The following is a 24,187-nucleotide window of genomic DNA, read 5'->3' as shown; positions in this document are numbered from 1 at the left end:
CGGCAGCCACCGGCTCAGCCTGCCGACGGCACTACGCCGCACAGCGCGTCCAGCGCCGCCCCGTACGCGTGCTCCGAGGGCGTCGCGTAGCCCACGACGAGTCCGTCGACGGCCGGCATGTCCGTGGCCGGGTGCCGGAACTCGGCGAGTCCGTCCAGCGCGACGCCTTGCCAGGCGGCGGCCTTGACGGCAGACCGCTCGGTGCCGGGCGGCAGTCTGAGCACGGCGTGCAGTCCGGCCGCCACACCGGTGACCTCGATGTGCGGCGCGTGCTCGGCGAGCGCCGCGACGAGCCGGTCACGGCGGTTCCGGTACCGCTGCCGCATACGCCGCACATGACGGTCGTACGACCCGGAGACGATGAAGTCGGCCAGGCTCAGCTGGTCGAGAACGCTCGCCCACCCCTCGCGCTCGCCCTTGGCCTCGAGTACGGCGCCCACGTACCGCTCCGGAAGCACCATCCAGCCCAGCCGCAGCGCGGGTGACAGGCTCTTGCTGACCGAGCCGATGTGGATCACCCGCTCGGGGTCGAGGCCCTGGACGGCGCCGACGGGCTTGCGGTCGTAGCGGAACTCCCCGTCGTAGTCGTCCTCCAGAACCACCCCGCCACGCGCGCGTGCCCAGTCGACGGCGAAGGCCCGTCGCTCGGGGTGCAGCGGCCCGCCGGTGGGGAACTGATGGGCGGGCGTCAGCAGGACCGCGCGCTCGCGCGCCAGCAGGTCGACGTGGGCGCCGTCGTCGTCCAGGGGGAGCGGCACGGTCCGGACCCCCGCCGCCTGCAGCAGTTCCCGGTGGAATGCCAGTCCGTACGCCTCCACCGCCACCGGTCCGCGCAGCACGCCGCCTCCGAAGAGCAGCCGGAGGGCGTGCGCGAAACCGGAGCAGATGACGATCCGGCCCGGCTCGGTGCGTACGCCACGCGCGCGTGCCAGATATTCGGTGAGCGCCTCCCGCAACTCGCGCCGCCCGGCCGGATCACCGGGACCGAACACCTCGTTCGGCGCCTGCTGGAGGGCCCGCCGGTAAGAGGCCAGCCAGGCCGCGCGCGGGAACGCCGACGCGTCCGGGGTGCCCTGTCTGAGGTCGTGCCGTGGCCCACGCGCGCGTGGAGGCGCCTTTTTGGGCACCCGCTCGGCGTGTCGCAGGGGCTCGGCCCGGTCGGCGACCCGTGTGCCCGAGCCCTGACGGGCGGTGAGCCAGCCCTCCGCGACGAGTTCCGCGTACGCGTCGGCCACCGTGTTGCGGGCCACGCCGAGATCGGCGGCGAGCGAACGGTACGGCGGCAGCCGGGTGCCCGGAGCGAGCCGCCCGCTGCGTACGGCATCGCGCAGCGCCCCCATCAGCGCGGCCCGCCGCCCACCCGGCCCCGACAGCTCCAGATGCAGGTCGGCACCGATGCGCTCCGCGGAATTGACCCACGATTCCATCATGGAAATGCACCCTACAGTCGGTCTTTCGGCTCCATAGATTGATGCACATGACGACGAACACGACGACAACCGCCTCCGCTGCGACCATGCCGGCCATGGTCCCCACGGCCGAAAAGACCCGCATCAACTTCGCCAGGACCGCCCCGAAGGTGTTCCGCGCCCTCATCGGCTTCGACGCCGCCGCCCGCGAGGGCCTCGACCCGGCCCTCGTCGAACTCATCCAGATCCGCGCCTCGCACCTCAACCACTGTGCCTACTGCCTCCACATGCACACCAACGACGCCCGCAAGGCCGGCGAGAGCGAGGACCGGCTCCACATGGTCCCGGTCTGGCGCGAGGCCCGGCACTTCTTCACCCCACAGGAACAAGCCGCCCTCGCCCTCACAGAAGCGGTCACCCTGATCGCCGACGGAGGCGTCCCGGACGACGTCTACGCGGAGGCAGCCGCCCACTTCGACGACGAGGAAATCGCCCACGTACTCGCCCTGATCTTCACGATCAACACGTGGAACCGGGTGGCCCTGTCGACGGGGAAGGTGGCGGGCACGGACGAACGCTGAACCGCACCCATGGCCCTTGTGGCCGGCCCCTACACCACCATCGGCCGGTCATACGGCCCGATCGGCGCCGGCAGCCGCGAACTCCCCGTGAGATGACGGTCGACGGCCGCCGCCACCGCCCGCCCCTCCGCGATCGCCCACACGATCAGTGACTGCCCCCGCGCGGCGTCCCCGGCGACGAACACGCCGGGGACGTTCGTGGCGAAGTCGGCATCCCGCGCGACCGTGCCCCGGGCCTCCATCGCCAGCCCCAACTGGTCGACGAGCCCGTCCCCCCGATCGGGCCCGGAGAACCCGAGGGCCAGTAGCACGAGGTCGGCGGGCAGCATCCGCCCGGTGCCCGGCACCGGCCGCCGCTCCGCATCCACCTCGACCAGATGCAATGACCGCACATGCCCACTCTCGTCGCCGGTGAAGTGGAGCGTGGACGCCGCGAACAGCCGCGCATCCGCATCCGCCGCCGGCGCCGTCCGCAGCTCCCCGGCCTCCTCGTGCGCGGCCGACAGCCGGTAGATCTTCGGATACGTGGGCCAGGGCTCGACATCGTCGTCCCGTTCCACGCCCGGCTGGGTGTAGATGTCCAACTGCGTGACGGACGCGGCGCCTTCCCGCACCGCCGTGCCCAGACAGTCCGCCCCGGTGTCCCCGCCACCGACGATGACGACATGCTTCCCGGCCGCCGACATCGGCGAGGACTCCAGATCCCCCTCGCACACCCGGTTGGCCAGCGGCAGATACTCCATGGCCTGCTGTATTCCGGCCAACTCCCGCCCCGGCACGGGAAGTTCACGCCACGCGGTCGCTCCCGTGGCGATCACGACGGCGTCGTACCGCGTCCGCAGTTCCGCGGCGCCGACGTCCCGCCCCACCGCCGTCGAGGTACGGAACTTCGTGCCCTCGGCCCGCATCTGCTCCAGCCGCCGCTCCAGATGCCGTTTCTCCATCTTGAACTCGGGGATGCCGTACCGCATCAGCCCGCCCAGCCGGTCGTCCTTCTCGTACACGACGACCGTATGGCCCGCCCGGGTCAACTGCTGCGCGGCGGCGAGCCCGGTGGGCCCCGACCCGATCACCGCGACCGTCCGCCCGGAGAGCCGGTCCGGCGGCTGCGGCGGCGCGAACCCCTCCTCCCAGGCCCGGTCGGCGATGGCGCACTCGACGTTCTTGATGGTGACCGCGGGCTGGTTGATGGCCAGCACACAGCCCGCCTCGCAGGGCGCCGGACACAACCGGCCGGTGAACTCGGGGAAGTTGTTGGTGGCGTGCAGCCGGTCGGCGGCCGCCCGCCAGTCCTCCCGGGAGACGAGGTCGTTCCACTCCGGGATCAGATTGCCGAGCGGACACGCCTCGTGGCAGAACGGGATCCCGCAGTCCATACAGCGGTCGGCCTGCTTGCTGATAATGGGCAGCAACGCCCCGGGGACATACACCTCGTCCCAGTCCCGGACCCGCTCCTCGACGGGCCTGCGGGGCCAGTCCTCGCGAGGCGTGGTCAGGAAACCCTTGGGATCGGCCATGGCCGTCTTCCTCAGATACGCGTGTGACAGGCTGTGCGTCATCGGGCGGCACTCTTTCGGCCACGATACGTCCCTCCGGCCACGCCCGCAGAGTGCCGGACAGCGCTTTCTCGTGAGGTTTCCCGCGATGAGGCACGGGCTCCCTCAAGCGATGGCCAGCACATACGCCACCGCCGCGCCGGCCGAGGCGACCATGCGGACGTGATTCCAGGCCGTCCACTCGCGCACATACGCCGGCCAGTACGCGGCCGCCTCCGGAGTGCCGGCGTCCAACTTCATCAACGCCTCGTTGCGCGGCACGTTCGCGATCATCGTCAGCCCGAACGATCCGAACAGATACAGCGCACTGCCGACCAGCAACTCCACGGTGCCCTCGTCCGGCCACAGCACGAACGTCACCACCGCGATCACCGCGCACAGCACAGCGGAGCCGACGAACACCAGCATGAAGGCCGGGCGCAGCGCGGTCACGTTGATCGCCTTCATCGCGGCGACTCCCTGCGCGGGCGGCAGCGCGGCCAGCCCCTGCATCACAAAGGTCGAGAACGCGCAGAAGGCCCCGGCCACCAGCCCGGTGCCCACCACGCCCAGCACCGTCAGCACGAAGTACGGCCCGTCGATCGTCATCTCAACACCCACTCCCACGTCGGCCGAGACCTGCCCGGCACCTTCCGTCACCACAAGTGAAATCCCGTACGAGATCAGTGACCATGGCCCATCCGCGCGATGACATACGCGAGAGTCCAGAGCCGGACACTCACTCGGAGCGGCCGGCCGACCTCAGACCACCCCCACCGCTCGCCAAGCCCCCAGCCGCGCCTCCACATCCGCCGCGATCCGCCGCCGCGCCTCATGCCGCGGAACCCCGCTCATCAGCAGTTGGTCGTACGGCGTGTCCACATGCCGCACGGACGCCACGACCGCCGACGTCACCGCCCCCTCGGACAGCGCCCGCCCCGCCGCACTCCGCCCCACGCGCCCACTGCCCCGCACGGACGCATGCGCCGCGATCTCCCACGCCCGCTCCTGTGGGCAGCCGGGAAACAGCCGCCGTATCTCGCCCGCGAACGCCTCGGTGAACCGCAGATCCTCCGCCGCCCGCCGCGCGGCGTCCCGCACCCGGCGCCGCCGCCGTGCCTCCGCGTCCACCAGACATCGCCGCTCCGCCCGCGCGAGCGCCGCCTCCTCCACCAGAACGCCCTGCCGCTCATACCGACTCTGGCGCCGGTTGAACCGCACGACCACCGCCGACAGCCCACTCTCCTCCCGTGACCTGCGCGTCAACGCCGTGTCGCCCCGCGGCAGAAAGACCAGATGCCCGAGGTCGGCACAGTCGAGACACCGCGGCGCGCCCTCCTCCATCACGAGCAGCGGCAGCGGCCCGCGATGGCATGCGGAGCAGTTCCGTCTCTTGATCGGCTGGAAGACCAGAAGTCCGGCGCGGTGCACGGAAGTTGCCAGGGGTGCCATATGCGCTTCCTTCCCGCCGGTGAACCGCGATCCACGCCGGATTCCCGCCCCGCGTCACCGCTGACCGGGAACGGGCGCATCATGGCCGTGTGCGACTCGAAGCGATCACCTGGGAGCGGCTCGGCGATCTCCTGGCCGAGCGGCTGCTCGATCTGAAGCCGGCCGACGACAGCCCGTGGCCCCGCATCGCCTTCGACGGCGCCCCGGCCGCCCGCCCGGGAGACCTCGCCGAACGCGTCTCCGAAGCGCTGCGCATACGTGGCCGCCCCTCACTCGTCGTGGGCATGGAGGGCTTTCTGCGCCCCGCCTCGGTGCGTCTGGAGTCTGGCCACCGGGACGTCGAGGCCTATTACAACGGCTGGTTCGACATCGCTGCCGTATGGCGCGAGGTCTTCGGCCCCCTCGAACCCTCCGGCGACGGCCGCGTCCTGCCCGACCTGTGGGACCCGGCCACCGACCGCGCCACCCGCAGCCCCTACGTCCGACTCCCGCCCGGCGGCGTCCTGTTGCTCCACGGTCCCCTCCTGCTGCGCCACTGGTTCCCCTTTGACCTGTCCGTCCACGTCCGCCTTACGTCCGGCGCCCTCCTCCGCCGCACTCCCGAAGCCGAGCAGTGGACCCTCCCCGCCTTCGAGCGCTACGACGACGAGACCGACCCCGCCGGCACGGCCGACGTCCTGGTGCGCGCCGACGACCCTCGGCATCCGGCCTGGAGCGGCTGACTGGGCGCACCGCTCTCTTGTATGCGCGAGGCCCTCGGTCCGACGCCCGCCCCCCGGTGCTCGAACGTCATCCCGACGTTCCGGGTGCATCCGCCCGGCGACACGGCGAGAATGAGGGGCGCCGGGACTAGCGGTGCGTTCCGCGCCGCGCCGGCCGTCCGGCATCGGGAGGTACGCCCATGACCACCGCCGGAGACATCATGCACCGTGGCGCCCAGTGGATCCCCGCCCACGAGACCCTCGACCGCGCCGCCCAGCTGATGCGTGAGCTCAACGTCGGAGCCCTGCCCATCGGCGACTCGAACGACCGGCTCTGCGGCATCCTCACCGACCGCGACATCGTCGTCGGCTGCGTGGCCATGGGCCGCGACCCGGCCAAGGTCACCGCCGGCGAGATGGCCCAGGGCACCCCTCGCTGGATCGCGGCGGACGCCGATGTCAGCGACGTACTCCACGAGATGCAGGAGCACCAGATCCGCCGGCTCCCCGTCATCGAGAACAAGCGCCTGGTCGGCATGATCAGCGAGGCCGATCTGGCCCAGCATCTGACGGAGGACCAGATCGCCACCTGGGCCGAGTCCGTCTATGCGAGGACCCCCGCACGCTGACCCGCTCGATCACCTCGATCGGCCGGCTCACGCCGCTCACTCAGAGCCAGCCGCTGCGCCGGAAGCCGCGGTACAGCGTCAGACAGGCGACGGATATCACGGCCATGACCAAGGGATAGCCGAACTGCCAGTGCAGCTCCGGCATGTGGTCGAAGTTCATGCCGTACACCCCGCAGACCATGGTCGGTACGGCGATGATCGCGGCCCACGCCGTGATCTTCCGCATGTCCTCGTTCTGCGCGACCGTGACCTGCGCCAGATGCGCCTGCAGGATCGAGTTGAGCAGCTCGTCGAAGGCGGCTATCTGCTCCTTTGCGCGCAGCAAGTGGTCGGAGACGTCGCGGAAATAGGCCTGTATGTCCGGATCGACCACCCGTATCGGCCGCGTGGCGAGATCCTCGAGCGGGCGGCCGAGCGGAACCACGGCCCGCTTCAGTTCGAGGAGTTCGCGCTTGAGCTGGTAGATACGCCCCGGGTCGACCCGCGCGCCGTTCTCCGCGAACACCGCCGTCTCGACCTCATCGATGTCCCCCTGCACCGAGTCGGTGACGCTCAGATAGTCGTCGACCACATGGTCCGCGATCGCGTGCAGCACCGCCGCGGGACCCTGCGCGAGTTGCTGGGGATCGGACTCCAGCTCCTCACGGAGCGGACCCAGCGAGCCGTGCCGTCCGTGCCGTACGGTGATCACGAACTCGCGGCCGACGAACACCATGATCTCGCCGGTGTTCACCACCTCGCTTGTCGCCGTGAGTTCCTCGTGCTCGACGTAGCAGACCGTCTTGAACACCGCGAACAGCGTCTCGTCGTAGCGCTCCAGTTTTGGGCGCTGATGGGCCTCGATCGCGTCCTCGACCGCCAGCGGATGCAGGTCGAAGAGTTCGGCGATACCCGCGAACTCCTGGTCCGTCGGTTCGTGGAGGCCGAGCCAGACGAAGCCGTCGCCGTGCTTGCGCACCCGCTGCACGGCATCGACCAGATCGCCGCCTGCGAGGTCCCGGGCGCCGTCCCGGTAGGTCACGCAGTTCACCACCGAGGAACCCAGCGGGGACCGGGCGGGATGGCTCAGGTCGACGCGCGGGCGCCGCCGCGCCAGCCGCGCCACTCTGCGCAGGCCACCGACCCTGCCGAGGCCCGTCACCCTCCGCAGATTCCCTGCCATCGCCATCTGGATCTCCTCGCGTGGATCTCCGCGCCGCATTTCTGCGCCCTGGCGTGCCAGTTTGCCAGCTCCGCCGGACTGTTGGGCGGGCCTGTGGGAACAGTCGATTCCGCTTTGTTCCCGGCTGTGGACAACGTTTGACGGCGCCCACGACGTGGTGACGAAGACGGGGCAGGGTCGCCTCCGATCGGATCGTCCTACCGGAGCGTCGGCGGAACGGACAAGTGGAGTGAATGGGATGATCACGGCATGACGCGAAGCGATGGATACCTTCTCGACAACCGGCAGACCGAGGCGGCCGAGCGCTTCGACGCCTTCGCCGCCCTCTTCGACCCCACGACGTTCCGGCACCTCGAAGGGTTCGGCATCGGACCCGGCTGGCGCTGCTGGGAGGTCGGCGCCGGTGGCACCTCCGTGGTGTCCTGGCTGGCCAAGAAGGTCGGTCCGACCGGAAAGGTCGTCGCGACCGACATCGACATCTCGCACCTCGCCCCGGCCGCCCGGCCCCCCGTCGAGGTCCGCGTCCATGACGTGGGTGCCCACGAGCCGCCGGGGGAGGGGTTCGACCTGGTGCACGCCCGGCTCGTCCTCGTCCATGTGCCGGACCGGGAACGGGCGTTGCGCTCCATGCTCAAGGCCCTGCGTCCCGGCGGACGGCTCCTGATCGAGGACGCCGACCCTGCCCTGCAGCCCTTGACCTGCCCCGACGAGTACGGCCCCGACCAGCAGCTGGCGAACCGGCTACGGACCGGCTTCCGCCAACTGCTCGCCGACCGCGGCGCCGACCTCGCGTACGGCCGCACGCTCCCGCGCCTGCTGCGTGAGGCCGGACTGCGCGGTGTGGAGGCCAACGCGTACTTCCCGGTCGCCTCACCCGCCTGTGCCGCCCTGGAATCCGCGACGATCCGTCAGGTCCGCGACCAGCTCGTCGCCGCGGGCCTCGCCACGGACGCCGACATCGACCGTCACCTGACGAATGTCGCCTCCGGCACCATGGATCTGGCCACCGCCCCGTTGATCTCGGCGTGGGGGCGCAGGGCGTAGGGCCGGCAGCGGGGTGTCGGTCGGCGGGAGACACCGTGTGCGAGGCAGCCCGTCGTCAGTCATGCACCGGTGCTCTGGCCCTCGCCTCGTCGGCATCGCGTGCCGGCGGTCTGCCACCCACCCGTTCGACCGCCAGCGCACCCGCCCGGCATCCTTCCGCCGCCGCGTCCTCGGGCCCGGCACCCGCCAGCAGCGTCGCGAGGAAGGCGCCCGTGAAGGCGTCGCCCGCTCCCGTCGTGTCCGTCGGTGTCGCCGGCGTTGCGGGGACATGGGCGGACACGGTGCCGGACCGGGCCACGAGCGCGCCCCGGTCGCCCTGCTTGGCAATCACCAGCGGGACATGGCGACTCAGCTTGGCCGCCGCGTCCGCCGCATCGGGCAGCCCGGTCAGCAGACATGCCTCGTCACGGCTGGGCAGCAGGACGTCCACACCCTCCACCAGCGCCAGGAAGCGGTCGACGCCCAGCTCCGCAAGAAAACCGGCGGACGCCGGATCCATGCTCACCGGCACGCCACGCGCGCGTGCCGACTCCAGGGCCACAGCCACCAGCGCCCGGCTCGGTTCGGAGAACAGCAGGTAGCCCGACAGATGCAGCCATGCGACCCCGTCCAGCAGTGCCGCCGACCAGTCGCCGGGCTCGAGCCGCAACGCCGCCCCACTGTCGGTGAGGAACGTCCTCTGGGCCGCGGCATCCGCGTCGACGAGGCAGATCACCGTTCCGGTCGGGGCCTGCGGGTCCACCACGAGGTGGGGCCGTACTCCGCAGTCGACCAGCTCCTGGTCGTGCCACGCGCTCGCGTCCGCGCCCACCCGGCCGAGCAGCCGCACCTCGGGACAGCCCCAATGAGCCGCCCAGCAGGCCACATTGGCGCCCGCGCCGCCCGGTACCGTGCGGATCGTCGCGGCCGTGTCGGTCCCTGAGGCGAGCGGCCGCCGGTGTCGGGCGACGACGTCCGTGACGACGTCCCCGACGACCAGCAGCGCCCCCCGCGGCCCCGCGGTCACGCCCCGGCCCAGGCCGCCGCGATCTGCGCCGCCAGCCGTACGTTGCCGCGCACCGCCGCCAGATTGGCGCTCAGTGAGGCACCCTCGGTGTGCCGTACCAGGTAGTCGAGCAGGAACGGTGTGACCGCCTGTCCGCTGACGCCTTCTTCCTCGCACGCGCGCAGCGCGTCGGCCAGCACGCGCGCGTGCAACTCGGGATCCAGCTGCTCGTCCTCGGGCACCGGATTGGCGACGATCAGCGCCGACTCGGGCCCGTCGAGCGCGTCCTGCGCCCGCATGACGTCCGCAGCCTGCTCCGGTGTCCGCAACGTCCAGTCCACCGGATGCCCCGAGTCGGACAGATAGAAGCCGGGAAAGCGGTCCGTGCCGTACCCCGCCACGGCGACGCCCAGCGTCTCCAGCCGCTGCAGCGTGGCCGGCACGTCCAGGATCGACTTCACGCCCGCGCACACCACCGTGATCCGGGTACGGGCCAGCAGCCCCAGGTCCGCCGACTCGTCCTGCGTCACGGTCCACTCCCGGTGCACCCCGCCCAGACCGCCCGTCGCGAACACCCGGACGCCGGCCGAAGCCGCCAGCAGTGCCGTCGCCGACACCGTGGTCGCCCCGCTCGCGCCCGACGCCATGGCGAGCGGCAGGTCACGATGGCCCAGCTTGCGGATCCCGTCCTCGTTGGCGATCCGCTCCAGCTGTTCCTTGTCGAGGCCGACACGGGGACGCCCGTCCAGTACGGCGATCGTCGCCGGTACGGCACCCTGTTGCCGTACGACGGCCTCCAGCTCCAGCGCCACCTGCAGATTGCGCGGGCGCGGCAGCCCGTGCGCGATGATCGTGGACTCCAGCGCCACCACCGGTCGACGCGCGTCGACCGCCTCCCGCACTTCCTCGGACACCATCAGCACCACGCGCCTGCCTCCTGTCGTTCGGTCTTCCCTCATCTCTGGCGGGCGGCACGCCACGTCAAACCCTTGCGGCCTGTGGGGGAGAGCACCAGCCTGGGGTGCATGACGGACCACACCACACGTCTCGACCACGTAGTTCTCTGGGTGAACGACCCGATCGGCTCGGTCGACTTCTACGAGAAGACCCTCGGCATGGAGCCCCTGAGGCTCACCGATTTCGCCGCGGGCCAGGTCCCCTTCCCCTCCGTACGCCTCAACGAGGAGACCATTCTCGACCTGATGCCGCAGACCATGGCGGAACGCATGACGATGCTCCCCGGCGCCGCGGACAGTGCCGGACACCCGGTCAACCACGTCTGCGTCGCCCTGGCCGCGGACGACTTCGACGCCCTCCGTGGCCGCCTGGAGGAACGCGCCGTTCCCGTGTCGGACATCTCGCACGACTCCTTCGGCGCCCGCGGCCTGGCGAAGCGCAGCTTCTACTTCCGTGACCCGGACGGGAACGTCTTCGAGGCCCGCCACTACGACTAGGGGCCCGCTGCTTGCAGCAAGGCCATGACAGGGGTGCTCACGCGCGCGTGAGCACCCCTGCTCGTTCTGCCGGACGCTCAGACCGGCTGTACCCCTTTCAGTGCCCCGTGCGGATCGAGCACGTACTTGCGGCTCGCGCCCTGGTCGAACTCGGCGTAGCCGCGCGGTGCGTCCTCAAGACCGATGACGGTCGCGTTGACCGCCTTGGCGATGTGCACACGCTCGTGCAGGATCGCCATCATCAGACCCCGGTGGTACTGCATCACCGGGCACTGCCCGGTCGTGAACCGGTGGCTCTTGGCCCAGCCCAGGCCGAGCCGCACCTTCAGCGTCCCGGACTTCGCGTCCTCGTCGACCCCGCCCGGGTCGTCCGTGACATACAACCCCGGAATGCCCAGGGCACCGCCCGCGCGCGTGATGCCCATCAGCGAGTTGAGGACTGTCGCGGGCGCTTCCGGAGCATCCGGGCCATGGGCCCGGGCTTCAAAGCCGACCGCGTCGACCGCGACGTCCACCTCGGGTTCCCCGAGGATCTGCGCGATCTGTTCGCCCACGCTGCCGCGCGACACGTCGACGGTCTCGCAGCCGAAGCTCCGCGCCTGGGCGAGGCGCTCGGCGTTGAGGTCGCCGACGATGACCACGGCGGCCCCCAGCAGCTGCGCGGACGCGGCTGCCGCCAGACCCACCGGGCCCGCCCCGGCGACGTACACCGTCGAACCGACCCCGGCGCCCGCGCTCACGGCGCCGTGGAAGCCGGTCGGGAAGATGTCCGACAGCATGGTCAGGTCGAGCAGTTTCGCGCGTGCCTGGTCCCGGTCCGGGAACTTCAGCAGGTTGAAGTCCGCGTACGGGACCATGGCGTACTCGGCCTGGCCGCCGACCCAGCCACCCATGTCGACATAGCCGTAAGCCGCCCCTGGGCGGGCCGGGTTGACGTTCAGACAGATGCCGGTCTTGTGTTCCTTGCAGTTGCGGCATCGCCCGCAGGCGATGTTGAACGGTACGGAGACGATGTCGCCGACGTCGATGTTCTCGACGTCCGGACCCCGTTCGACGACCTCGCCGGTGATCTCGTGTCCGAGGACCAGCCCTTCGGGCGCGGTCGTCCGCCCGCGCACCATGTGCTGGTCGCTTCCGCAGATGTTGCTGGCGAGCACCTTGAGGATCACTCCGTGCCGGCACTTGCGGCCGACGTTCTCGGGTGCGACCCCCGGCCCGTCCTGGAGTTCAAGCGTCGGGTAGTCGATGGTTGTCACTTCCACCGCGCCCGGCTTGAGATACGCGACTGCCCTGTTTGCGCTCATGCGTGATCGCCGTCCCTTCGGCTCCGAGCCCTCGGATGCCAGTGGCTGTGCGCATGGCGGAGTCTGCTACCGGCTCCGCCTCCCGGCCAGCCTCCGCGCGGGACCGGAGTAGAGGGCTCACCGTCGGCTCGCCTTTGGAGGCGTGCTGCCCGAACCCTCAGAACAGCGGCTCGGGCAGCACCCCCTCCAGCGCCAGCAGCTGCCGCTTGGTCTCCAGGCCGCCCCCGAACCCCCCGATGCCGCCGTCGCTCTCCACGACCCGGTGGCAGGGCACGACGACCGGCAGGGGATTGGCGCCCATCGCCAGTCCGACCGCCTGGGCGGCGCCGGGCTGACCGACCCGCCCCGCCAGATCGCCGTAGCCGACGACCGCGCCGTACGGCACGCCGGAGGCCAGCTCGCGCAGCACCTCCCGGTTGAACCCCGAGATCAGCGACCAGTCCAGCGGCAGCTCGAAGTCGCGCCGCTCACCCGCGAAATACGCCCTGCACTGCTGTATCGCCTCGGCCAGCAGCGGGGAGTCCGGGGCCTCGACGGGCTCGCTGCCCAGCCGGGACCCGAGCCGGTCGAGGGCTTTGTCGCGCACCGCCTCCGTGGCGTGAAACACGACATTGACCAGGCCGTCGCGGGTCGCGGCCAGCAGCAGCGGACCGATGTCGGTGCCGACGACGGTCCACACGACCTGCTGCTCGTACTGCCCATGGCTGTCCATGCGCTCCACCGTACGGCCCGCCACTGACAACGCCCCGGCCGCGCGGAACTCAGGACCCCTTGACCGCGTCCCGCACCAGGTCCGGCTTGTTGGTGATGATGCCGTCGACGCCGTACCCGGCGACCCGGCGGGCGGTCTGCACGTCGTCGACGGTCCAGGTGAAGACCTCCAGCGGCTTGCCGTGCGGACCGGTGAACCCGTGGACGGCGGAGACATAGCCCGTCGAAACGGTGAGGTAGGACGGGTTGATCTGGTCGGTGAAGCGTGCGTACTCCTGAAGGGCCGCCACGGACGGCGTGCCGAGAAAGCCGGTCTTGACGTCGGGCTTGACCTCGTGGACGGTCCGGATGCTGTCGGCGCTGAAGCTCTGCACGATCAGCCGACCGGCGAGGTGCCGCTGGTCCAGCCAGCCCTCGTTGCCGAGGACCTTGAGGGTCTCCCGCTCGATGCCGGCATACAGCCCGGGATTCTTGATCTCCAGGAGCAGCTTCTGGTGGTGGTGCTCCACGCGCCGTACGTACTGCTGCAGCGTCGGCACGCGCGCGCCCGCGTAGGCGGAGCCGAACCAGCTGCCCGCGTCGAGGCGGGCGATCTCCGCCGCGGTGAAGTCCTTCACCTTCCAGGGAGCCCGGCCCGGGAAGACGTCCTCGACGTCGGTCGTGCGCGCCAGGCTGTCGTCGTGCAGGACGACCAGCTCGCCGTCCTTGGTGCGCTGGACGTCGTTCTCGACCCAGTCGATGCCCAGCTCGGCCGCCTTGTCGATGGCGGCCAGAGTGTTCTCGGGCGCGTACGCGGAGGCTCCGCGGTGGGCGATGACCGTAGGGGGCTCGGCGGTGGGGTCGGCCTGTGCACCGGAGGTGGGAAGCAGGAGGGCGGCGGTGCCCAGGACCACCGCGGTGCTCGCGGTGGCAACTGCGCGCGCGTGCATGCGTACTCCTCGCGTTCGAGGCGATCACGGACAGATCGACTGTGACAGCGGAGGGTCAACGGCGGAGGGGTACAGAATGGCCACAGGTTGAATGAAGTTGCCCGACTCCGCTCACTGGTGCCGCACAAGTGCGGCAAGGGCGTGTTTCTTTCCCGGATAATCGTTCGACCGTTCCGGGTGGAGACATACTCTCTGCCACAACCTTGACCGCTCGTCGGTGGTCCTGGGATGGGGGCTTGTTTCACGTAGGTCCGGGACGTAAGAGGGTGGAAGGGCAGCCGCGCATGCAGGGCACGGTCGACGGATTCAGCTACGGACTCGTCACACCGCTGGTGGCCTACCTGATGGCCTGCCTCGGCGGTGCGCTCGGTCTGCGCTGCACCACACGGTCCATGCTGGTCTCCCAGTCCTGGAGACCGGGATGGCTGGCCCTGGGCGCGGCCGCGATCGGCTCCGGCATATGGACCATGCACTTCGTCGCGATGATGGGCTTCACCGTCGTGGGCGCGCCGGTCCGCTACGACATGCTGACGACGTTCGCCAGCCTGGGCGTCGCGATCGTCATGGTGGGCATCGGGATCTTCATTGTCGGCTACAAGGGTGCGCGGGGAACGGCTCTGTTCACCGGAGGCACCATCACCGGCCTGGGCATCGCCTCCATGCACTATCTGGGCATGGCCGGAATGCGCCTCAACGGAAACCTGGAGTACGACACCTTCACCGTGGCCGCGTCCGTCGTCATAGCCATGGTCGCGGCCACCGCCGCCCTGTGGGCGGCGGGACAGGTCAGAGGGTTCATGTGGAGCGTGGGGGCGAGCCTTGTCATGGGACTCGCCGTCAGCGGTATGCACTACACGGGCATGGCCGCCCTCAAGGTCCACGTCCACACCGCGACCGCCCCCACCTCGGGAGACTCCCCGGCCGGCATCCTCGCGCCCATCATGGTCGGCCCGCTGGCCTTTCTCCTCCTCGCGGGCGTCGTGGTGATGTTCGACCCGCTCATGATCATGGGGAAGCCCGCCGGGGTCCCCGTCGAGAACAAGCCCGGCATCCCGGCGTACTCCACCCTCTCGCACACCACCCGGCGCCCGATGATCCGCACCCGCCGCAGAGTGGTCGGCCGGAGTTCCCGCACCCCGCAGAACAGGTGATCAGGCCGCGTTGTCAGTGGGGGGTCGTACGGTGGATTCCATGCGGCCCGTTTCCAGCATCGAACGCACGGTGGCGCCCTTCGAGGTCGTCAGCCCCTACCAGCCCAGCGGCGACCAGCCGCAGGCCATCGCCGAGCTAGCCCGGCGCATCGAGGCCGGTGAGAAGGACGTGGTCCTCCTCGGCGCGACCGGCACCGGCAAGTCCGCCACCACCGCGTGGATGATCGAGAAGCTTCAGCGGCCCACCCTGGTGATGGCCCCGAACAAGACACTGGCCGCCCAGCTGGCCAACGAGTTCCGGGAACTGCTGCCGAACAACGCCGTCGAATACTTCGTCTCGTACTACGACTACTACCAGCCCGAGGCCTACGTCCCGCAGTCGGACACCTACATCGAGAAGGACTCCTCCATCAACGAGGAGGTCGAGCGACTGCGCCACTCCGCGACCAACTCGCTGCTCACCCGCCGTGACGTCGTCGTGGTCGCCTCCGTCTCCTGCATCTACGGCCTCGGTACTCCACAGGAGTACGTGGACCGCATGGTCCCCCTCAAGGTCGGCGACGAGCTCGACCGCGACCAGCTCCTGCGCCGCTTCGTGGACATCCAGTACACGCGCAACGACATGGCCTTCACCCGCGGCACCTTCCGCGTCCGCGGCGACACCATCGAGATCTTCCCGGTCTACGAGGAGCTGGCCGTCCGCATCGAGATGTTCGGCGACGAGATCGAGGCCCTGTCCACGCTCCACCCGGTCACCGGCGAGATCATCAGCGACGACGACCAGCTGTACGTCTTCCCGGCCACCCACTACGTCGCAGGGCCCGAGCGCCTGGAGCGGGCCGTCAACGACATCGAGAAGGAACTCGGGGAGCGCCTGGCGGAACTGGAGAAGCAGGGCAAGCTCCTGGAGGCCCAGCGGCTGCGGATGCGCACGACGTACGACCTGGAGATGCTCCGCCAGATCGGCTCCTGCTCCGGTGTGGAGAACTACTCGATGCACTTCGACGGCCGCGAGCCCGGCTCCCCGCCGAACACACTGCTCGACTACTTCCCGGACGACTTCCTGCTCGTCATCGACGAGTCGCACGTCACCGTCCCGCAGATCGGCGCCATGTACGAGGGCGACGCCTCCCGCAAGCGCACCCTCGTCGACCACGGCTTCCGGCTGCCCTCCGCGCTGGACAACCGCCCCCTGAAGTGGGAGGAGTTCCAGGAGCGCATCGGCCAGGCCGTCTACCTGTCCGCGACTCCGGGCAAGTACGAGCTCTCGCGCGGGGACGGCTTCGTCGAGCAGATCATCCGCCCCACCGGCCTCGTCGACCCCGAGGTCGTCGTCAAACCCACCGAGGGCCAGATCGACGACCTGGTGCACGAGATCCGCAAGCGCACCGAGAAGGACGAGCGCGTCCTGGTCACCACACTCACCAAGAAGATGGCCGAGGACCTCACGGACTACTTCCTCGAACTCGGCATCCAGGTGCGCTATCTGCACAGCGACGTCGACACCCTGCGCCGCGTCGAGCTGCTGCGCGAACTGCGCTCGGGCGAGTTCGACGTCCTCGTCGGCATCAACCTCCTGCGGGAGGGCCTCGACCTGCCCGAGGTGTCCCTGGTGGCCATCCTCGACGCCGACAAGGAGGGCTTCCTGCGCTCGGGGACGTCCCTGATCCAGACCATCGGCCGCGCGGCGCGCAACGTCTCCGGCCAGGTCCACATGTACGCCGACAAGATCACCCCGGCGATGGAGAAGGCCATCGAGGAGACCAACCGCCGACGGGAGAAGCAGGTCGCGTACAACAAGGAGAGGGGCCTCGACCCCCAGCCGCTCCGCAAGAAGATCAATGACATCGTCGCGCAGATCGCCCGCGAAGACATCGACACGGAGCAGCTCCTCGGCTCGGGCTACCGCAAGATGAAGGACGGCCAGGGTGCCAAGGCTCCCGTGCCCTCGCTCGGCGCCAAGGCGGCCAAGGGCGGCAAGTCCGCCAAGGGCAAGGCCAAGGAGACGGTGCCGACCGACCGTCCGGCGGCCGAACTCGCCGGGCAGATCGAGGAGATGACCGAGCGCATGCGTGCCGCCGCCGCCGACCTCCAGTTTGAGATCGCGGCCCGTTTGCGCGATGAGGTCTCCGAGATGAAGAAGGAACTGCGCCAGATGCGGGAGGCAGGCCTGTCCTGACCTCGCGCCGAACGCGCTGTGTTGCAAGACCGACACAAAGTGCGGACCGGGGTACGTCACTGTCAGTGGCTCTGCGTAGGGTTCACGTCATCCGCGGACTCCGCGGCAACAGGGGACAGCTCGAGAGGGGAATCAGCGCGTGACCGTCAACATGACCAAGGGTCAGGCCATCAGTCTGCAGAAGAACGACGGCGGCAGCCTGACTTCGGTGCGCATGGGTCTCGGCTGGCAGGCAGCTCCCCGGCGCGGCCTGTTCGGCTCGCGCACGCGAGAGATCGACCTCGACGCCTCCGCGGTGCTGTTCGCGGACAAGCAGCCGGTCGACGTCGTCTTCTTCCGCCACCTGGTGAGCGACGACGGCTCGGTGCGGCACACCGGTGACAACCTGGTCGGCGGTGTCGGCCAGGGCGGCGACGACGAGGCGATCCTCGTCGACCTGGCCCGCATCCCGGTCCACATCGACCAGATCGTCTTCACCGTGAACTCCTTCACGGGCCAGACCTTCCAGGAAGTGCAGAACGCGTTCTGCCGCCTGGTCGACGAGACCAACGGCCAGGAGCTCGCGCGCTACACGCTCGCCGGTGGCGGCGCCTACACGGCCCAGATCATGGCGAAGGTGCACCGTACGGGCCCGGGCTGGACGATGACGGCCCTGGGCACCCAGGCCAACGGCCGCACCTTCCAGGACCTCATGCCGGCGATCCTGCCGCACCTGTAACGCGCCCGGCGGGCGGCACACGACACGATGAAGCACAGGGGGACGCAGGCATGACGGCCGAGTTGGTGCGGGGGCAGAACCACCCGCTCTCCCAGGCCCGCCTCGAGATCCGGGTCTCGGCCGGCAAGCCGATCGTCGCCGGAGCCACGCTCAGCGACGAGCGCGGCAAGGTGCAGGGCGTCGAGTGGGTGGCCCACCCGGGCACACCCACCCTGCCGGGCCTGGAGGTCTCCCGGCAGGCGGCCGCCGACCATCGCCTCGCGGTGGACCTCGGCGCCATGCCGGAGGCCGTGCACCGGATCAGTGTGCTGCTCGCCCTGCCCTCCGGTGTGGGAGGCCCGGTCCAGTTCGGCGCCGTGGCCGCGCCCTTCGTCGCGGTCACCGGCCTCGACGGCACCGAGATCGCCAGCTACACCATCACCGGCCTGGAGGCCGAGTCGGCCGTCGTCGCCCTGGAGTTGTACCGCAGGCAGGGCGCCTGGAAGGTGCGTGCCGTCGGCCAGGGGTACGCCGGCGGCCTCGCCGAGCTTCTCGCCGACCAGGGCCTGCCCCAGGCCCACCAGCTCGCCGGTGGCATCAACGAGGCGGTGGCCCAGGGCGTGGCCCGCTCGGTGCAGGCACCGCGCACCTCGGACGGCGACCGCTCCCGGCAGGCGGCCGCACCGGCCCTCGGCCCGGACCAGACCGGCTCTCCGTACGGCGCTCAGGGCGCCCAGGAGCCCCGGCAGGGGTACCCCGCCGGATCGGTGGACCCCTCGGCCGCCACCCAGCCGTCCGCGTCCGGCGTCGGCGGCCCGATTGACTACAGCCATCCCGGCCGGCAGAACGCGGCTCCGCCCCCGCCCCCGCCGGCCGCACCCCCGGCCCAGCCGGGGCAGCCCGCCCGGCCCGTCGCGGGTGACGCGACCGGCTGGTCCATGGAGGAGCGGCTCTACAACCAGGTCTGGGGCATGTTCGAGGACCTGGCCCGCACCACGGCCGCCTACCGCAGCGCCGTCGACTTCGCCGACTCGCGGATGGAGAAGGAACTCGACCAGGTCCTGTCCGACCCGCGCAGCCGGATCGGGGGACAGGGAGACGCCGCCCGTCAGGCCGCACGGGCCAAGCACACTCAGCTCGTCGACCAGGCCAGGACGGTCCTCGACCGGGACCTCGCACAGCTCACCGCCGAGATCGAAGTCGTCGAGCCGGCGCTGCCCTTGGCGTTCGCCCGCTGGGACAATCCGGTCTGGCACGGCTACCGGGTGCCGATGGAGATCCCCATGGCCCTGCGCCTCGGCGACCTGCATCTGCCCGAGTGTCCCGAGCTGCGCATACCCATGCTGGTCAGGCTGCCGCTGGAGCGGGGCCTGTGGATCGACAGCGGCCCGTCCGGATCGCTCGAGGGTGTGTACAGCGACTCCCATGACCTGCGGCGGTTGGCCATGGAGACGGCGGTGGCGCATGCGGCCCGGCTGCTCGCGGTCTATCCGGCGGGTGAGTTCACCGTGCATGCCATCGACCCCGCCGGTTCGGGAGCTCAGGCGCTCGCACCGCTCGTGCAGACCGGCGTGCTCGCCGCGCCGCCCGCCATCGGGGCGGCCGGTGTGTCGGACGTCCTCGCCCGGCTCACCCAGCGCGTCGACCTGGTGCAGATGGCGGTGCGCGGCGGCGCGGCCGACTCGCTCCCGCCCGGCCTCGACACCTCCGAGCAACTGCTCATCGTCAATGACTTCCCGCACGGCTTCGACGACCGGGCCGTGACTCAGTTGCGCTACCTCGCGGACGAGGGACCGGCCGTCGGCGTCCATCTGATGATGGTCGCTGATCGCGAGGAGGCCGCCGGCTACGGCCCGTTGCTCGACCCGCTGTGGCGTTCGCTGATGCGACTCACCCCGGTACCCGACGACCACCTCGCCGACCCGTGGGTCGGGCATGCGTGGACATACGAGCCGTGCCTCGTACCGCACGGCAGCCAGGTGCTTCAGCAGGTGCTCACCCAGGTCGCCATAGCCCGCACCAAGCACAGGTAAAGCCATCTGACCAGGTGTTTTGGCCTTTCTTTTGCCAAGCGCTTTACCTTTCCTTGGTGATTGGGTACTGTTTTTCGTGCGGAGGGGAGTACTCCCTGTCTACTGCGGCGTACCCGTCAATACGGATCAGGCCAGATCCCGGGGCGTCGGCCCACTTGGGTGGAAGAGACCTCCGGCAGCGACGACGCTGACATTTGCCGTTACGTACTGCCGGAGGCGCAGTGGATGTTTCCGTGACCCTGTGGGTCCTGACCATCGTGGGGCTTGCCGCCCTGATCGCGGTCGACTTCTTCATCGGCCGCAAGCCGCACGACGTATCGATCAAGGAAGCCGGAATCTGGACGGTCGTCTGGATCGTCCTGGCCGTTCTCTTCGGACTCGGACTGCTCGTCTTCGGCGGCGGCCAACCCGCCGGCGAGTTCTTCGCGGGCTTCATCACCGAGAAGTCGCTGAGCGTCGACAACCTCTTTGTCTTCGTCCTGATCATGGCGAAGTTCGCGGTGCCCTCGCAGTACCAGCAGCGAGTGCTCCTCGTCGGCGTCCTGGTAGCCCTCGCGCTCCGCGCGATCTTCATCGCTGCGGGGGCCGCGATGATCTCCAGCTTCTTCTGGATCTTCTACGTCTTCGGCGCCTTCTTGATCTACACCGCCTGGAAGCTGATCCAGGAGGCCAGGGCCGACGAGCCCGAGGAGGACTGGGAGGAGAACAAGCTGCTCAAGGCCGCCGAGAGGCGCTTCGGTGTGGCCGACCGCTACCACGGCACCAAACTGTGGGTCGAGCAGAACGGCAAGCGCGTCATGACGCCGATGCTGGTCGTGATGCTCGCGATCGGTATGACGGACGTGCTCTTCGCGGTCGACTCGATCCCCGCGATCTTCGGCCTGACCCAGGACCCGTACATCGTCTTCACGGCCAACGCCTTCGCGCTGATGGGTCTGCGGCAGCTGTACTTCCTTCTCGGCGGCCTGCTGAAGAAGCTGGTCCACCTCAGCTACGGCCTGTCGATCATCCTCGGCTTCATCGGCGTCAAGCTGGTGCTGCACGCGCTGCACGAGTCCGGCGTCCACGTCCCGGAGATCAGCATCCCGGTCTCGCTCGGCGTGATCTGCTCCGTCCTGATCGTCACCACGATCACCAGCCTGCGGGCGTCGAAGAAGCAGGCGGCGGCCGAGGAGGCGCAGAAGGAGGCCGAAGGCGCTCCGAAGGCCGACATCGAAGCCTGACCGCTTCGGGCGTAGAAACAACCATCACCGGGAGCAGTGCGCGGCGAATTGCCGGGCACCGCTCCCGGTGCTTGTTTGGGTCTTGAGCGTGTTCCCCGCCCCGGGGACGCCGCGTCCGGGTGGAGGCACCCATGAAGTTCGTGCAGATCATCGGCTTCGAGACCGAGCGCCTTGAGGAAATGGAGCAACAGCTCCAGGAGTTCGCCCAGCGCAACGCGGGCAAAGCCGGCGGCCCCACACACCGCATGCTCCTGAAGGACCGCGACAACCCCCGCCGCTACCTCGCCGTGCTCGAGTTCGACTCGTACGACGACGCCATGCGCAACAGCGAAGACCCGGAGACGACCAAGTTGGCGGAGCAGCTGGGCGCGTTGAGCATCGGTGAACGCACCTACACCGACTGCGACGTGCTGGACATGCGCGAGCTCAAGTAGCCCGGCGGCCCGGAAGGGCCCCGCAGGGTCGGAGCGCGGGGCCCGGACGGGCGGCAGGACCGGAATGCGTGGCCTGTTCTGGTCTGTAACGATCACCGCATGATCGCTCGGCTCAGGTCGCTCACGACACAGTGGACGCTCCTCGTGCCGGTGCTCGCCGCGATCCTGCTGATTCTCACCTGGGGGCGAGACCTGCCCGGCGCTGTCGTCGCCGTGGTGACGCTGGTGCTCGCCGGCGCCGTACTGGCCGCCGTCCACCATGCCGAAGTCGTCGCCCACCGGGTCGGGGAGCCCTTCGGCTCCCTCGTTCTCGCCGTCGCCGTCACGATCATCGAGGTTGCCTTGATCGTCACCTTGATGGCGGACGGCGGCGACAAGAGTTCCACCCTCGCCCGGGACACGGTCTTCGCGGCCGTGATGATCACCTGCAACGGCATCGTCGGCCTGTGCCTCCTGGTCGCCTCGATCCGTCACGGCACGGCCGTCTTCAACCCCGAGGGCACCGGCGCCGCTCTCGCGACGGTCGCCACGCTGTCCACGCTCAGCCTGGTCCTGCCGACCTTCACCACGAGCAGGCCCGGCCCCGAGTTCTCCGGCGTCCAACTGACCTTCGCCGCGCTCTCCTCACTGATCCTGTACGGCCTGTTCGTCGCCACCCAGACCGTGCGGCACCGTGACTACTTCCTCCCGATCACCCGGCAGGGCGAGGTGATCACCGCCGACGACCACGCGGACGCGCCGTCCGCCCATGCCGCCGGGATCAGCCTGGGACTGCTCGGCCTCGCCCTGATCGGCGTGGTCGGCCTGGCCAAGGGGGTGTCGCCGACCATCGAGTCCGGCGTTGCCGCCGCCGGACTGCACCACGCCGTCGTGGGTGTGATCATCGCGCTGCTCGTGCTGCTTCCCGAGACCATCGCCGCGCTGCGCTCCGCCAGCCGCGACCGGGTGCAGACCAGCCTGAACCTCGGGCTCGGCTCTGCGATCGCCAGCATCGGCCTGACCATCCCCTCCGTCGCGCTGGCGTCGGTCTGGCTGTCCGGGCCGCTGGTCCTCGGCCTCGGCTCCACCCACATGGTGCTCCTCGCACTGACCGTGGTGGTGAGCTCCCTGACGGTCGTGCCAGGACGGGCCACGCCACTCCAAGGAGGGGTTCATCTGGTGCTGTTCGCGGCGTACTTGGAGCTGGCGATCAATCCATAACACGATTCATCGACTCATGGCGCGTAATCGCTTGCGCAAGCGATTACGCGCCATCCGTCATCCCACAGCAGCTTCCTTCGCCACCACGCGCACCGGGCGCGTCTCCGGCAGCAGCGCGAAGCACCCCAGGCTGAGCAGCGCGATCCCCGTCAGATACGCGGCCACGCCCCACGGCACACGGCCGCTCTGCTCGGCCAGCGCGGTCGCCACGATCGGGGTCAGCGCGCCGCCGAGGACCCCGCCGAGGTTGTAGCCCACCGCGGCGCCGGTGCAACGCACCCGCGGCTCGTACAGCTCCGGCAGATACGCGGCGATCACGGCGAACATCGTGATGAACGCCAGCATCGCCCCCAGGAAGCCGAGGAACATCAGCAGCGGCGCCCCCGTGGCGAGCAGCGCGACCATCGGGAACATCCACAGGGCGGCGGCAGCGCACCCCGCAAGGCACAGGGGCCGTCGGCCGCAGCGGTCGCCCAGCAGCGCCGCTACTGGCGTGAGGGCTCCCTTCACCACCACCGCGGCCATGATGCAGGTCAGCATGACGGTACGGCTCACCCCGAGCCGCTCCGTCGCATAGGCGAGCGACCAGGTCGTGACGGCGTAGAAGATCGCGTACCCCACCGCGAGCGCACCGGCGGTCAGCAGGACGAGCCTCCAGTGGTCGCGCACCACTTCCGCGAGCGGCACGCGCGCGTGGTCGTCGATTTCGAGGAAGCTGGGGCTCTCGGTGAGGGAGGAGCGCAGCCAAAGGCCCGCCACGGCGAGCACTCCGGCCGCCCAGAACGGCACCCGCCACCCCCAGCTCGCGAACTGCGCGTCGGTCAGCGTCGCCGACAGGGCCAGCATCACGCCATTGGCGAGCAGGAACCCCAGCGCCGGCCCGACCTGCGGAAAGCTCGACCACAGCCCGCGCCGTTCGGCGGGCGCGTGCTCCGCCGTCAGCAGCACGGCCCCGCCCCACTCCCCGCCGAGCCCGAGCCCCTGCAGAAACCGCAGAACGAGGAGCAGCACGGGAGCGGCCACACCGATCGTGTCGTACGTCGGCACGCAGCCGACCGCGACCGTGGAAGCGCCGGTGAGGAGCAGCGACGCGACGAGGACCGGACGTCTGCCGTGCCGGTCCCCGATGTGCCCGAACAGCACCGAGCCGAGCGGCCGGGCGACGAACCCCACGCCGAACGTGCCGAACGCGGCCAGCGTCCCAGCCACTGGTGAGAACGTCGGGAAGAACAGTGGCCCCAGGACCAGCGCCGCCGCGGTCCCGTAGACGAAGAAGTCGTAGAACTCGATGGCCGTCCCGGCGAGTGAGGCGGTCGCGAGCCGCAGCATGGAGGGTGCCCTTACGGTGCGTACGTCGTGCATGCCGCGTCAACT

Annotated in this window: 23 protein-coding genes; 12 read left to right on the top strand and 11 right to left on the bottom strand. The window is 70.0% G+C overall.

The annotated features are described in order from the left end of the window. Positions 1–14: 14 nt before the first annotated feature. The gene (locus QQY66_RS11640; RefSeq protein WP_301979097.1) at positions 15–1,430 is read right to left on the bottom strand and encodes a PLP-dependent aminotransferase family protein; all 1,416 of its coding nucleotides are present in this window, start codon (positions 1,428–1,430) and stop codon (positions 15–17) included. Between the two features lie 86 nt (positions 1,431–1,516). Between QQY66_RS11640 and QQY66_RS11635 the strand changes: the two genes are divergently transcribed. Beyond that, positions 1,517–1,990, top strand: a complete 474-nt coding sequence (locus QQY66_RS11635) for a carboxymuconolactone decarboxylase family protein (RefSeq protein ID WP_301987274.1) — start codon at positions 1,517–1,519, stop codon at positions 1,988–1,990. A gap of 29 nt (positions 1,991–2,019) precedes the next feature. Here QQY66_RS11635 and QQY66_RS11630 read toward each other — a convergent pair whose 3' ends face one another. The 3 genes from QQY66_RS11630 to QQY66_RS11620 all read right to left on the bottom strand — a co-directional run bounded on the left by QQY66_RS11630 (position 2,020) and on the right by QQY66_RS11620 (position 4,977). Beyond that, positions 2,020–3,507, bottom strand: coding sequence for a glutamate synthase subunit beta (locus tag QQY66_RS11630; protein WP_301979096.1), 1,488 nt, complete (start codon positions 3,505–3,507; stop codon positions 2,020–2,022). A 144-nt stretch (positions 3,508–3,651) separates the two neighbouring features. Continuing rightward, positions 3,652–4,134 carry a DUF1772 domain-containing protein gene (locus tag QQY66_RS11625; RefSeq protein WP_301979095.1) on the bottom strand — a complete coding sequence of 161 codons (483 nt, stop codon included), beginning with the start codon at positions 4,132–4,134 and terminating at the stop codon, positions 3,652–3,654. Between the two features lie 153 nt (positions 4,135–4,287). After that, positions 4,288–4,977, bottom strand: a complete 690-nt coding sequence (locus tag QQY66_RS11620; protein WP_301979094.1) for a DUF2293 domain-containing protein — start codon at positions 4,975–4,977, stop codon at positions 4,288–4,290. Between the two features lie 89 nt (positions 4,978–5,066). Between QQY66_RS11620 and QQY66_RS11615 the strand changes: the two genes are divergently transcribed. Both QQY66_RS11615 and QQY66_RS11610 read left to right on the top strand, forming a co-directional pair. Continuing rightward, entirely contained in the window at positions 5,067–5,699 is a 633-nt protein-coding gene (locus tag QQY66_RS11615) for a uridine kinase (protein WP_301979093.1), read from the top strand. Between the two features lie 179 nt (positions 5,700–5,878). Then, positions 5,879–6,307, top strand: a complete 429-nt coding sequence (locus QQY66_RS11610; protein ID WP_301979092.1) for a CBS domain-containing protein — start codon at positions 5,879–5,881, stop codon at positions 6,305–6,307. A gap of 40 nt (positions 6,308–6,347) precedes the next feature. Here QQY66_RS11610 and QQY66_RS11605 read toward each other — a convergent pair whose 3' ends face one another. Then, the gene (locus QQY66_RS11605; RefSeq protein ID WP_301979091.1) at positions 6,348–7,475 is read right to left on the bottom strand and encodes a magnesium and cobalt transport protein CorA; all 1,128 of its coding nucleotides are present in this window, start codon (positions 7,473–7,475) and stop codon (positions 6,348–6,350) included. A 243-nt stretch (positions 7,476–7,718) separates the two neighbouring features. Here QQY66_RS11605 and QQY66_RS11600 point away from each other — a divergent pair, with 243 nt between their 5' ends. Beyond that, positions 7,719–8,513 (top strand): class I SAM-dependent methyltransferase, encoded by a 795-nt coding sequence (locus tag QQY66_RS11600; RefSeq protein WP_301979090.1) that lies wholly within the window; start codon positions 7,719–7,721, stop codon positions 8,511–8,513. A gap of 55 nt (positions 8,514–8,568) precedes the next feature. Here the strand turns inward: QQY66_RS11600 and QQY66_RS11595 are convergent, their stop codons facing one another. Together QQY66_RS11595 and QQY66_RS11590 are read right to left on the bottom strand one after the other, a co-directional pair. Continuing rightward, positions 8,569–9,519 carry a carbohydrate kinase family protein gene (locus tag QQY66_RS11595; protein ID WP_301979089.1) on the bottom strand — a complete coding sequence of 317 codons (951 nt, stop codon included), beginning with the start codon at positions 9,517–9,519 and terminating at the stop codon, positions 8,569–8,571. Further along, positions 9,516–10,424 carry a pseudouridine-5'-phosphate glycosidase gene (locus QQY66_RS11590; protein WP_301979088.1) on the bottom strand — a complete coding sequence of 303 codons (909 nt, stop codon included), beginning with the start codon at positions 10,422–10,424 and terminating at the stop codon, positions 9,516–9,518. Before QQY66_RS11590 ends, QQY66_RS11595 begins: the two co-directional genes overlap by 4 nt. A gap of 99 nt (positions 10,425–10,523) precedes the next feature. Here QQY66_RS11590 and QQY66_RS11585 point away from each other — a divergent pair, with 99 nt between their 5' ends. Then, positions 10,524–10,952, top strand: a complete 429-nt coding sequence (locus tag QQY66_RS11585) for a VOC family protein (RefSeq protein ID WP_301979087.1) — start codon at positions 10,524–10,526, stop codon at positions 10,950–10,952. 77 nt (positions 10,953–11,029) lie between these two features. Here the strand turns inward: QQY66_RS11585 and fdhA are convergent, their stop codons facing one another. The 3 genes from fdhA to QQY66_RS11570 form a co-directional block, all read right to left on the bottom strand. Next, positions 11,030–12,256 carry a formaldehyde dehydrogenase, glutathione-independent gene (fdhA, locus tag QQY66_RS11580; protein ID WP_301979086.1) on the bottom strand — a complete coding sequence of 409 codons (1,227 nt, stop codon included), beginning with the start codon at positions 12,254–12,256 and terminating at the stop codon, positions 11,030–11,032. A 157-nt stretch (positions 12,257–12,413) separates the two neighbouring features. Beyond that, the gene (locus tag QQY66_RS11575; RefSeq protein WP_301979085.1) at positions 12,414–12,968 is read right to left on the bottom strand and encodes a methylated-DNA--[protein]-cysteine S-methyltransferase; all 555 of its coding nucleotides are present in this window, start codon (positions 12,966–12,968) and stop codon (positions 12,414–12,416) included. A 49-nt stretch (positions 12,969–13,017) separates the two neighbouring features. After that, entirely contained in the window at positions 13,018–13,896 is an 879-nt protein-coding gene (locus tag QQY66_RS11570) for a glycerophosphodiester phosphodiesterase family protein (protein WP_301979084.1), read from the bottom strand. A gap of 284 nt (positions 13,897–14,180) precedes the next feature. On the opposite strand from QQY66_RS11570, the gene QQY66_RS11565 reads away from it, so the two are divergent. From QQY66_RS11565 to QQY66_RS11535, 7 genes are all read left to right on the top strand, one after another. Continuing rightward, on the top strand, positions 14,181–15,047 hold the full coding sequence (locus QQY66_RS11565; RefSeq protein WP_301979083.1) for an MHYT domain-containing protein: 867 nt from the start codon (positions 14,181–14,183) through the stop codon (positions 15,045–15,047). 40 nt (positions 15,048–15,087) lie between these two features. Continuing rightward, positions 15,088–17,226 (top strand): excinuclease ABC subunit UvrB, encoded by a 2,139-nt coding sequence (gene uvrB, locus QQY66_RS11560; protein WP_301979082.1) that lies wholly within the window; start codon positions 15,088–15,090, stop codon positions 17,224–17,226. 139 nt (positions 17,227–17,365) lie between these two features. Continuing rightward, on the top strand, positions 17,366–17,944 hold the full coding sequence (locus tag QQY66_RS11555; RefSeq protein WP_301979081.1) for a TerD family protein: 579 nt from the start codon (positions 17,366–17,368) through the stop codon (positions 17,942–17,944). A gap of 50 nt (positions 17,945–17,994) precedes the next feature. Further along, complete coding sequence (locus QQY66_RS11550; RefSeq protein WP_301979080.1) at positions 17,995–19,956, top strand: TerD family protein; 1,962 nt, start codon at positions 17,995–17,997, stop codon at positions 19,954–19,956. A gap of 221 nt (positions 19,957–20,177) precedes the next feature. Continuing rightward, the gene (locus QQY66_RS11545) at positions 20,178–21,179 is read left to right on the top strand and encodes a TerC/Alx family metal homeostasis membrane protein (RefSeq protein WP_301979079.1); all 1,002 of its coding nucleotides are present in this window, start codon (positions 20,178–20,180) and stop codon (positions 21,177–21,179) included. 131 nt (positions 21,180–21,310) lie between these two features. After that, positions 21,311–21,613 carry a hypothetical protein gene (locus QQY66_RS11540; RefSeq protein ID WP_301979078.1) on the top strand — a complete coding sequence of 101 codons (303 nt, stop codon included), beginning with the start codon at positions 21,311–21,313 and terminating at the stop codon, positions 21,611–21,613. 99 nt (positions 21,614–21,712) lie between these two features. Then, positions 21,713–22,813 carry a calcium:proton antiporter gene (locus QQY66_RS11535; protein WP_301979077.1) on the top strand — a complete coding sequence of 367 codons (1,101 nt, stop codon included), beginning with the start codon at positions 21,713–21,715 and terminating at the stop codon, positions 22,811–22,813. A gap of 57 nt (positions 22,814–22,870) precedes the next feature. Here the strand turns inward: QQY66_RS11535 and QQY66_RS11530 are convergent, their stop codons facing one another. Continuing rightward, positions 22,871–24,175, bottom strand: a complete 1,305-nt coding sequence (locus QQY66_RS11530) for an MFS transporter (RefSeq protein WP_301979076.1) — start codon at positions 24,173–24,175, stop codon at positions 22,871–22,873. Between the last annotated feature and the right edge of the window lie 12 nt (positions 24,176–24,187).

This window comes from Streptomyces sp. DG2A-72, from assembly GCF_030499575.1.
Classification (GTDB): Bacteria; Actinomycetota; Actinomycetes; order Streptomycetales; family Streptomycetaceae; genus Streptomyces.
This window is presented reverse-complemented; position numbering and strand designations above follow the sequence as displayed.